This window comes from Noviherbaspirillum galbum (genome assembly GCF_010974945.1).
GTDB lineage: Bacteria > Pseudomonadota > Gammaproteobacteria > Burkholderiales > Burkholderiaceae_D > Noviherbaspirillum > Noviherbaspirillum galbum.
The window spans coordinates 75,065-82,793 of the sequence record NZ_JAAIVB010000044.1; the positions used below are offsets into that span (position 1 = coordinate 75,065).

The window sequence follows — 7,729 nt, forward strand, 5'->3', positions numbered from 1 at the left end:
GCCGTCTCATCCCGCCGCCGCTTTTTGTTGATGCCATCCTGCGGGGAAGCAGGGTGGCCGTGCTTTCCTGGATCCATTCATGTCTTTCCGTTCGCCTCAAACCGCCGCGGCCCTGCGCGTGGCCCGTCTCGTCCCCGTTTCCGCTTCCATGTCCGTCCTGGCCGCCATTGGCGCGGCCATGCCCTTGTGCGCGCATGCCCAACAGAACCAGCAGGCCCAGCAAGGCCGTGCGCTGGAGCCGGTGCTCGTCACCGCCACCCGCACGCCGCAGATCGCCCACGACGTGCTGAGCGACAACGTCGTCATCACTTCCGAGGACATCGCCCGCTCCGGGCAAACCACGCTGGTCGACCTGCTGCAGCGCCAGCGCGGCGTGGAAGTCGTGCGCAACGGCGGGCCGGGCAGCGCTTCCTCGGTGTTCATCCGCGGCACCGACAACAACAAGACGGTGGTGCTGGTGGACGGCGTGCGCGTCGGCTCCTCCACCCTTGGCGGCGCGAGCTGGGCCGGCATCCCGCTGTCCCAGATCGACCATGTCGAAATCGTCTACGGTCCGCTGTCCAGCCTGTACGGGGCGGATGCCATGGGCGGCGTGGTGCAGATCTTCACCCGCCAGACCGATGGCGCGCCTTCGCCTTCCGCCTCGGTTGGCGCCGGCAGCGACGGACTGCGCACCATCGATGCCGGGGTGTCCGGCAGCAGCGACGGCGAGCGCAAGATCCGCTATGCGATCCGCGCAGGACACGAGGAAGCCACCGGCTTCTCCGCAACGCGGCCCGGCGCCTTCGGCTACAACCCGGACCGCGACGGCTACGCCAGCGACAGCGCCAGCGGCCGCTTGTCCCTCGAATGGGCCAAGGGCCACGAGGCCGGCCTGAGTTTCCTTCAGAGCCGGGTTGACTCACAGATCGACCAAAGCACCAATTTCGACGACCGCAACATCCAGAAGATCGACACCGTGGCGCTGTTTTCCAGGGACAAGCTCGCGGCGAACTGGACCAGCACCGTGCAGCTTGCGCGCTCGCACGACAGGCTGGACGCCATCACCGCCACCGGCCGCAATTTCTTCCAGACGCGGCAAGACGACCTGACCTGGCAGAACGATGTCACGCTCGGCGGCGACCTGCTGCAGTTCGTGCTCGAACGGCGCGAGGAAAACATCGATACCACCAACGCGGCGGTGCGCGGCTCGCGCGACACCAACTCGGTTGCCGCCGCGTATCAGTTCCACGCCGGTCCGCACCTCGCCACGGCCAGCGTGCGCAACGACAACAGCTCTCAGTTTGGCTCGCACACCACCGGCAACCTGGCGTATGGCTACCGGATTTCCGGCGACCTCCGGGCCAGCGCCAGCATCGGCACGAGTTTCCGCGCGCCGACCTTCAACGAACTGTATTTCCCCGGATACGGCATCGCTTCGAACCAGCCGGAAAAAGGCAGGAACGCCGAGGCCGGCTTGTACTACGACAACGGCGCGACGCGGCTGAGCGCCGTTTATTACCGCAACCGCATCACCGACCTGCTTGTCTATGCCACTACCTGCCCGGTGGAAGTCGCAACGCATGCCTTCGGCTGCGCCTACAACATCAACGAGGCGCTGCTGACCGGCATCACCTTCGGCGGCAGCACCCGCCTCGGCAGCCTGGTGTTCAGCGGCTCGCTTGACCTGCAGGACCCGCGCGACGAAACCGCCGACCGCCAGCTGGCACGGCGCGCCAGGCAGCACGCAACCGTCGGCGTCGAATACGAGGCCGGCGCGCTACGCCTCGGCGGCGACGTCCTCGCGTCCGGCAAGCGCTTCGACGATGGCGCCAACCGGACCACGCTCGGCGGCTATGGCTTGCTGAACCTGCATGCCAGCTACGCGGTAGCGCGGGACTGGACGGTGTTCGGCCGCTGGGACAATGTGTTCGACAAGAACTACGAGCTCGCGCGCAACTACAACACGCCGGGTTCCAGCGTCTTCGTCGGCGTGCGCTACGGCATGCGCTGACCGGCAGGGATAAGGCGGAGAAAGGCCATGATGACGTCGACTGCGGGAAGCCTGGGTTTGCCGAGGGCGGGGAAGCGACCCGCCTGGACGCTGCTTGGCCTGTCCCTGGCCGCGCTCGCCTGCATCGCCGGGTCATGCTTCATCGGCTCGGTCGCCATCGGGCCGGCGGAATGGCGCGACGCCGTGCTTGCGCTGCTCGCCGGAAACGACGACGCCGCGCCGGCCAGCCTTGCCGCCACCCTGCTGACCCTGCGCCTCGGCCGTGCCTTGAGCGCCTTCGTGACCGGCGCCACCTTGTCCCTGGCGGGCGTGATGATGCAGGCGCTGCTGCGCAATCCGCTCGCCGATCCGTACGTATTGGGCGTGTCCGGCGGCGCGTCGGTCGGCGCGCTGGCGGCCATCCTGTTCGCGAGCGCGGCATGGATGGTGGACGCCGCGGCCTTCGGCGGCGCGCTCGCCGTCGCCATGCTGCTGTTCGGCTTGGTCCACCGCGACCTGCGCGGCGGCCTGCCGGTCGAAGGCAATACCCCGACCCTACTGCTGACCGGAGCGATCGTGGCTTCCGGCTGCGGCGCACTCGTGACGCTGATGCTGTCCATCGCGCCCGACAACCGCCTGCGCGGCATGGTGTTCTGGCTGATCGGCGACCTGTCGGCCACGCAGAACCGCATCCTGCCCTGGCTGGTCTGGGGCGTCGTCCTTGCGCTGGCCCTGCGCGCGGCGCGCGGCGTGAACGTGCTGGCAATGCATGCCGACCACGCGGCCACGCTCGGCATCCAGGTAGGACGGCTGCGCAAGGGCCTGTTCGTCGGCGCCGCGCTGCTGACCGCGAGCGCCGTGAGCAGCGCCGGCAGCATCGGCTTCGTCGGCCTCATCGTGCCGCATGCCTGCCGCTTCACCTGGGGCGCGGACCACCGCATCCTCATGCCGGCGGCCGCGTTGTCGGGCGGCGCCTTCCTCGTCCTGGCCGACACCCTCGCGCGCACCGTGCTCGCTCCCCAGCAGTTGCCGGTGGGCGTGATCACCGACCTGATCGGCGTGCCGGTATTCCTGCTGCAGCTGCATCACGTCAGGCGACGCGGCGGAGGGCGGGGATGAGCACGGACACGATGCAGCTGTCGGCATTGACGCTCGCGGTGCGCAGCAGGGCGCTGGTGAACGACATTTCCCTGACGATGCGGCCCGGGGAATGCTGGTGCCTGATCGGGCGCAACGGCGCAGGCAAGAGTACCCTGCTGCGCACCATGGCCGGGCTGCGCGAGCCCGAGCGCGGGGAAATCCGCCTCCTCGGCCGGCCGCTGCGGCAATGGCCCTTGCTGGAACTGGCGCGCCAGCGCGCCTTTCTTGCGCAGGGCAGGAACGACCCTTTCAGCTACCGCGCCATCGATACCGTGCTCGCGGCGCGCCATCCCTACCAGGACACACGCTACTGGGACGACGACGCGGATGTCGCGCTCGCGATGTCCGCCCTGCGCGAACTTGACGTCGCCCATCTTGCCGGCCAGGACGTGCGTACCCTCTCCGGCGGCGAACGCCAGCGCGTGGCGATGGCTGCCGTGCTGGCCCAGGACACGCCCCTGCTTCTGCTCGACGAGCCGACCGGCGCGCTCGACCTCGCCCACCAGGTGGCGGTTACCCGCCTGATCGGCCGCCTCTGCCATGAGCAGGGCAAGACCGTCGCGCTCGTCAGCCATGACCTGAACCTGTCGCATGCCGTGGCCACCCATGCGGTGCTGCTCATGGGCGACGGCGGCTGGCGGGCCGGTGCGGTCGAGGACATCATGCAGGCCGGGCTGCTGGGCGAATGCCTCGGGTATCCCATCGACATCGTGCGCCACCACGGTCGCACCGTCTTCATTCCCTCCGGAGAACCACGATGAGCGACCTGAACGAACGTCATTGCGCCTCCATGCAGCGCAAGAAAGACCCCGCCGAGGCCGGCAAGGAGTGACGATGGCAAAAATCATGCTGGTGTCCGCGATTGCTTCCGGACAAGGAAAGACCACGCTGACGGCGGCGCTGGCGCGTAGGCTGCGGCGCGAGGGCAAGCGGGTCCGGGTGTTCAAGACCGGGCCGGACTTCCTCGATCCGATGCTGCTGGAGCGGGCGTCCGGCGCGCCGGTGTACCAGCTCGACCTGTGGATGGTGGGCGAAGCGGTATGCCGGCGCATGATCGCCGACGCCGCGCGCGACGCCGACGTGGTGCTGATCGAGGGCGTGATGGGGCTGTACGACGGCCAGCCCTCTTCGGCGGATCTCGCCAATGCCTTCGGCATCCCGGTGCTGCTGGCGCTCGATGCCTCGGCCATGGCCCAGACCGCCGGCGCACTGGTGCTCGGCCTGCGCGACTACGGCCCCGTCCGTCTCGCCGGCGTCATCGCCAACCGGGTCGGCGGCGAAGGGCATGCGCGCATGGTCGCCGATGCCTTGCGCGGCGTGCAGCTGCTCGGCCACCTGCCGCGCCAGGAACGCTCCCTGCCCGAGCGGCACCTCGGCATCCACCAGGCGGACGAAGTGGCCGGGCTCGACGGCTTGCTGGACGGCCTGGCCGATGCGCTGCACCTCTCGCAGGACGCGCTGGACGGCATCACGGAGATCATGCTCGACGCGACCGCCGCCCCGCCGAGCGAGCCGATGCCGCATGCGCCGCTGCGGGGCAAGACCATCGCCATCGCGCGCGATGCCGCGTTTGCCTTCCTCTACCGCGCCAACCTCGATTGCCTGGAAGCCATGGGCGCCAGCCTGGCATATTTTTCGCCGCTGCGCGACGAGCCCGTGCCGGCGCAGGCCGACGCGGTGTATCTCCCCGGCGGCTATCCCGAACTGCATGCGCGGACCTTGTCGCACAACAGGCGCTGGCAGACCACGCTGCGCGTCGCGCACGCGGCGGGTCTGCCGGTCTATGCCGAGTGCGGCGGCATGATGGCCGTCGCGGACACCCTCACCGACACGGAAGGCCGGGAATGGCCGATGGCCGGCCTGCTGCCCGGCAAGGCGATCATGCAGCAACGGCTTGCGGCGCTCGGCCTGCAGGCCTGGGGCACCGGCGCCGGCGAACTGCGCGGCCACACCTTCCATTACTCGCGCTTCGACACGCCCGCCGCGCCGCATGCCCACGCCCGCAGGCATCCCGCCGGTACCGAGGGTGAGGCGGTCTACCGCGCCGGCTCGCTCACGGCCTCGTATTTCCATGCCTGGTTCCCGTCCTGTCCCGAGGCCGTGGCGCGCCTGTTCACCGGCGGAGAAGCTTGACCATGCAGTACCGCGTGATCGGCGGCGCGCGTTCCGGCAAGAGACGCGCAGACAGGCAGGGAGACAAGCCATGACCTACGAACGCATTGCCTGCCTCAGCACCGAGGCGGTGGAAACCCTGTATGCGCTCGGCGCGCAGGACCGCATCGCCGGCATCTCCGGCTTCACCGTGCGTCCGCCAGAAGCCCGGCGCGACAAGCCGAAGATCAGCGGCTTTTCTTCGTCGCGGATCGAGCGCATCCTCGCGGTGCGACCCGATCTCGTGATCGGCTATTCGAATCTGCAGGCCGACATCCTGCGAGACCTCGCGCAGGCCGGCGTGGAGGTGCACCTGTTCAACCAGCACGACGTCGGGGGCATCTTCCGCATGATCGCCACGCTGTCCGCGCTGGTCGACAGGAGGGATGAAGGAGAAGGGCTTTGCGCGCGGCTGCGTGCAGTGATCGACGCCACGAAGCAAGCCGCGTCAGGATGGACGCGCCGGCCGCGCATGTATTTCGAGGAATGGAACGATCCGCTGATCAGCGGCATCGGCTGGGTCTCGGAACTCATGACAATCGCCGGCGGCACCGACGTGTTCGCCGACCTCGCCGGCCATCACGGCGCCAGGGATCGCATCATTGCCGACGGCGGCGAGGTGGTGCGCCGTGCCCCCGACATCATCGTTGCCTCGTGGTGCGGCAAGAAGTTCCAGCACGCCAGCCTGGTGTCCCGCCCGGGTTGGGACGCCATCCCCGCGGTGCGCTCGGGCAGCGTGGCGGAAATCAAGTCGCCGGACATTCTCTCGCCCGGTCCGTCGGCGATCACGCACGGCCTGCCGCAGCTGCATGCGCTGGTCGCGGCGTGGCAGGCATCGCATGCCTCCCGGGAGACGGCATGAACTTTCCATTTTCCATGCTGATGGTGCAGGGCACGACCTCGGATGCCGGCAAGAGCACCGTGGTCGCCGCCTTGTGCCGCCTGCTGGCGCGCGAGGGCATGAAGGTCGCGCCCTTCAAGCCGCAGAACATGGCCCTCAACAGCGCGGTGACGGCGGACGGCGGCGAGATCGGCCGCGCCCAGGCGCTGCAGGCGCTGGCCGCCGGCGTGCCGCCGCATACCGACATGAACCCGGTGCTGCTCAAGCCGTCCAGCGACACCGGCGCGCAGGTCATCATCCACGGCAAGCCCCGCGCCGACATGGAGGCGCGCGACTACGACCTTTACAAGACCGTCGCCATGCATGCCGTGCTGGAATCGTTCCGGCGCTTGCAGGCGCAGTATGAAGCGGTGATCGTGGAAGGCGCCGGCAGTCCGGCCGAGATCAACCTGCGGGAACGCGACATCGCCAACATGGGCTTCGCCGAAGCGGTGGATTGCCCGGTGATCCTGGTGGCCGACATCGACCGCGGCGGCGTGTTCGCGCACATCGTCGGCACGCTCGACTGCCTCTCAGGCAGCGAACGCCGTCGCATCGTCGGCTTCGTCATCAACCGCTTCCGCGGCGACATCAGCCTGCTGCAACCCGGGCTGGACTGGCTGGAGCAGCGCACCGGCAAACCGGTGCTGGCGGTGCTGCCCTACCTGCACGGCCTGCACCTCGACGCGGAAGACGCGATCCAGCAGGCGCAGGGCAGGGCGGGCGCATTCCGCATCGTCGTGCCGGTGTTCCCGCGCATCAGCAACCATACCGATTTCGACGCCTTGCGCGCGCATCCGGATGTCGACCTGCGCTTCGTCGGTCCCGGGCAGCCGATCCCTCCGGCTGACCTTATCGTGCTGCCTGGCAGCAAGAACACGCGCGCCGACCTGGCGTGGCTGCGCGGGCAAGGCTGGGACGAGGCGATACGGCGGCACCTGCGCTACGGTGGAAAGCTGATCGGCATCTGCGGCGGATTCCAGATGCTCGGCGAGAGCGTCGCCGATCCGGAAGGTGTGGAGGGCGCGCCCGGCGACACGGCCGGCTTCGGCTTGCTCGACATGCGCACCGGCATGCGCCGGGAAAAGCGCCTGGCGCAGGTGGCGGGGCGATGCGCCTTCGCCGATGCGGCGGTGAGCGGGTACGAGATTCACATGGGCGTCAGCGAGGGCGCTGCGCTTGCGCGGCCGGCTTTCCTGATCGATGGCCGGGCGGAAGGCGCGATGTCGGCTGACGGGCAAGTGCTGGGAACCTATCTGCATGGGGTATTCGATGATCCCGAGGCGATGCGGGCCTTGCTGGAATGGGCAGGGCTGCGGAAAGCGAGGACGATCGACATCGCCGCGCTCAGGGAAGCAAGCATCGACAGGATCGCCGACGCCACGCTGCCTTTGCTGGCGTCGTTATCGCGGCTTGCCGCTCCCGAGCGGTGGCAACGAGGAGGGCGCTGACAATGACGAAGGGCGGCCTGGGCCGCCCTTTTTTCATCCTGCCTGCGCTGCGGCATCAGCCGCCGAAGTAGACGCCCTGGCCAGCCTTGGCCGACTGCACGGCTTCACGGCGCACGTCGGCGCGCGACTTGGTCG

General features: G+C 68.9%; 6 protein-coding genes. All 6 read left to right on the forward strand.

What is annotated here, in order from left to right:
• Positions 1 to 79: 79 nt before the first annotated feature.
• The 6 genes from G3574_RS13405 to G3574_RS13430 all read left to right on the forward strand — a co-directional run bounded on the left by G3574_RS13405 (position 80) and on the right by G3574_RS13430 (position 7,594).
• Positions 80 to 1,993, forward strand: a complete 1,914-nt coding sequence (locus tag G3574_RS13405; protein WP_163963927.1) for a TonB-dependent receptor domain-containing protein — start codon at positions 80 to 82, stop codon at positions 1,991 to 1,993.
• Between the two features lie 30 nt (positions 1,994 to 2,023).
• The gene (locus G3574_RS13410) at positions 2,024 to 3,091 is read left to right on the forward strand and encodes a FecCD family ABC transporter permease (RefSeq protein ID WP_163963944.1); all 1,068 of its coding nucleotides are present in this window, start codon (positions 2,024 to 2,026) and stop codon (positions 3,089 to 3,091) included.
• Positions 3,088 to 3,873, forward strand: a complete 786-nt coding sequence (locus tag G3574_RS13415; protein ID WP_235953402.1) for an ABC transporter ATP-binding protein — start codon at positions 3,088 to 3,090, stop codon at positions 3,871 to 3,873. Before G3574_RS13410 ends, G3574_RS13415 begins: the two co-directional genes overlap by 4 nt.
• A gap of 73 nt (positions 3,874 to 3,946) precedes the next feature.
• Entirely contained in the window at positions 3,947 to 5,245 is a 1,299-nt protein-coding gene (locus G3574_RS13420) for a cobyrinate a,c-diamide synthase (protein ID WP_163963929.1), read from the forward strand.
• A gap of 70 nt (positions 5,246 to 5,315) precedes the next feature.
• A complete protein-coding gene (locus G3574_RS13425) occupies positions 5,316 to 6,125 on the forward strand; it encodes an ABC transporter substrate-binding protein (protein ID WP_163963932.1) in 810 nt (269 codons plus the stop codon).
• The gene (locus tag G3574_RS13430; protein WP_235953404.1) at positions 6,122 to 7,594 is read left to right on the forward strand and encodes a cobyric acid synthase; all 1,473 of its coding nucleotides are present in this window, start codon (positions 6,122 to 6,124) and stop codon (positions 7,592 to 7,594) included. Before G3574_RS13425 ends, G3574_RS13430 begins: the two co-directional genes overlap by 4 nt.
• Positions 7,595 to 7,729 lie beyond the last annotated feature (135 nt).